General features: G+C 53.8%; 3 protein-coding genes. All 3 read right to left on the reverse strand.

Annotated elements, in window-relative coordinates; genetic code table 11:
• Window positions 1–449: 449 nt before the first annotated feature.
• The 3 genes from ACOYNV_RS27245 to ACOYNV_RS27255 all read right to left on the reverse strand — a co-directional run bounded on the left by ACOYNV_RS27245 (window position 450) and on the right by ACOYNV_RS27255 (window position 2,565).
• Window positions 450–869, reverse strand: coding sequence for a hypothetical protein (locus ACOYNV_RS27245; RefSeq protein ID WP_422902956.1), 420 nt, complete (start codon window positions 867–869; stop codon window positions 450–452).
• Window positions 870–911: 42 nt separating this feature from the next.
• Window positions 912–1,283 carry an antibiotic biosynthesis monooxygenase family protein gene (locus ACOYNV_RS27250; RefSeq protein ID WP_422902957.1) on the reverse strand — a complete coding sequence of 124 codons (372 nt, stop codon included), beginning with the start codon at window positions 1,281–1,283 and terminating at the stop codon, window positions 912–914.
• A 364-nt stretch (window positions 1,284–1,647) separates the two neighbouring features.
• Window positions 1,648–2,565, reverse strand: coding sequence for a CHAD domain-containing protein (locus ACOYNV_RS27255; RefSeq protein WP_422902958.1), 918 nt, complete (start codon window positions 2,563–2,565; stop codon window positions 1,648–1,650).
• Window positions 2,566–2,651 lie beyond the last annotated feature (86 nt).

The following is a 2,651-nucleotide window of genomic DNA, read 5'->3' on the forward strand; positions in this document are numbered from 1 at the left end:
CGCTGGTGTGAAAAGTGCCAAACCAATTGGGTCCTAACAGAAGAAATCTGAAGCTATGATCATTGGCTGGTACGTGCCGACAAAAAAACAGGTAGCTGGTGGGAAGACTGGCTGGCCTGGCTGTCTCCGCAGTGTGGGCCGCTGGTAGCACCGCCCTGTGCCGACGCCGAGATCGATCCCAATCTCGGCGTGGCACCAGGAACCTACGTTTTTTGAAAAATAAGCATCTTTTCGGAAGGGTTGGTTGACAGCCAACCCTTAGTAGTCAAAATGGGTTGATACCTGCCGTTCAGGTTTCGGCTCTTTGCGACCCACAAGGGCCGTTCGGTTCTCGTCGTCGAGGCGGTCAGCTATCTGAGGCAAAGCCTCCGCTCGCAAGCTTTTCTTGTTCCTCGGCTTGTTGGCGACTGCCAACCTTCTATTCTGAGAAACTCTGACGGTGAATCTGTTCAGGACTTGCGAAGCCGCCCGGACATACTCAACCCATCGCGGATGTTCAGCCCCATCAATCCCAGATAGCACCTGCCAAGAGTTCCAATCCCTGCACCAGATCGAACGTCGTATCGAATGTGCCCGCCGCCGCCCACTGATTCAGAAAGATCGCACATGGGACAAGGATCAACAACCCCAGTTGCCACGATGAATGGCATTCGGTTCTTTTTAGCTGCGATGACTCGTCCCTGCCGGGATTTCGACAAAACGAATCCACTGGCACCCGTCAACGCAATGGCGGGTATAAGAATGAAGAGTCCAGGTATTACGATAAAGGCTTTTATTAAGGCAATGGTGCCCGGAGTGCCCAATAGCTCGGAAAATAGTGTGGCGCAAAAGAAGCTGGCAATCGTCAGTGTCGCTAGCAAGCCGGCCAAAAATGGATTCGTTGCGTCATCGCTTGCGCTCCCGCTCGCTCATTACGGACCAACACAGAGGTTGGGCACGGCCAAGCGACTAAAGAGGTGCGGCGAAGCAACGGCAGACGTTGGATACTGCTCCAGTACGTTCTGGAAATCCGGGTGGGTGAACGCGGCACGGAAGTGCGCCACCGACTCCCAGACGGCGTAGTTGAGAAACACCGTGCTACCGGCAATTCCGCGATGCAACTGGGTGGAAATGTAACCAGGTTGTTGCTTCATCCAGTTGGCGTCGCTTTCCCAAGCCTTTAGTAAGGCTGGAATGTCGGGTTCAGCGACTTCAAACACATTCACAAGAACGACCGGTGAAATATCCGACGCCAGTTGTTGAAAGATCGGTACATTTTTGTCAAGTGGGCGCAGATCGAGCATTGGATGACTCCTTCTGATTGACGTTGAAGATCACGACAAAGGAACTCTGAGAGATTGGGCATTCAACTGGCACTGCCAGGGGTGGCTTCATTTGGGGAGGGCGTAAGAGCCACCCCTTGGAATTCGCCGCACCAACTACTGGACGACACCAGAGGGAACCTCCAGTGGTGTGAATTGACCTCGGTGCCAACGCCAGTAAAAACGGGGGGAAAGCGGTGACAGGCGCCGATGCCTCTTTCATGTGCTAGAAAGTTGGCGCAAATCAGGCAAGAGGAATGGTGGTCGGGTTTCAGATCCATGGTGCGCCACAGCATAGGGTGAAATTCTGAAAGGTTAATTGCACTTCGGCACCATCATTCACAATTCAGTGCCACGGATTTCTGATTGCCACGAATCTGGAAAGTTCGGAACTCAGCGCCTTAATAAGAAGTTGTGTGCGACCGGCAATCCAGCCGCGAATCAGGGACTCTGGCTCGCCTTTCGGATGCAATTTCCCGATCAACCGCGAGGCAGTGGTCTGGTCGTTGAGCGTGCCAAGCAGATCCTGAATCGTTGTCAGGGAATTTTGATAGACGGTCAAGCGCTTGGGCGGGAGAATTGGTGTAAAAAAGTCAAGTGCGTACCGTAGCTTCTTGAAGGCAATGCGTAACTCATGGCGATGTTCGGCATTCATTTTCCCATGTTCGCTGACCAAGCCATCGACCATTGCCGCTCTTTTTTGCAGCCGACGCCGGGCAAACTTGCGCAGACTTAACCCCGATAATTTTTTCGAATCGTCGATCGTGGCCCGCTTGACACTGAACAACGCGGCCGAGAAGGTCAGCAGAAGTTGGCTGTACGCCTTCTGAGTCAAGGTGGTTCCTACCGAGATTTGTGCTTCATCCTTACTCGCCTCACCTTTGGCCCGCAAAACCACCAGATCGTCTTCGTCTGGGAACGCCTCTTCAAGCGGCGCCAGTGTCTCGGTCAAGAATACATCCCAATCCCGCGCGCTCCCCAGTCCCCTGGCCAATTCGCGCCAACGGGGTGAAAAATCCTCGACAAAGGCGGGGGCAAGTACAGGGGAGAACAGATTGAAGGCCGAACGTAGGCGGCGAATGGCCACTCGGGCCTGGTGGACATATTCCGGGTTTTTTTCAAAAATGGCTCCCGCTTCGTTTCGTTGAAGTTGCACGAGGCAGGACAGTGCAATCGATCGAAATGCCTCGACGGGTGACATGTCCTTGGTCACCAACGATCCGATGGCCTTGACTGGTTGAGCGAACGAACCGTCGGCCAGCATATAGCCACGCTCCGCCTTGCTGAGTATCTCGGTGTTATGGCCCGCTCAAATCCAGACAAACAAACCCGAGCTGGATGAGGATGAGA

This window comes from Propionivibrio sp., from assembly GCF_049316945.1.
Taxonomy (GTDB): Bacteria; Pseudomonadota; Gammaproteobacteria; order Burkholderiales; family Rhodocyclaceae; genus Propionivibrio.

Coding starts and splice junctions, on each gene's coding strand:
- ACOYNV_RS27250 (WP_422902957.1), bottom strand. CDS start 1,283: ATGCTCGATCTGCGCCCACTTGACAAAAATGTACCGATCTTTCAACAA.
- ACOYNV_RS27255 (WP_422902958.1), bottom strand. CDS start 2,565: ATGCTGGCCGACGGTTCGTTCGCTCAACCAGTCAAGGCCATCGGATCG.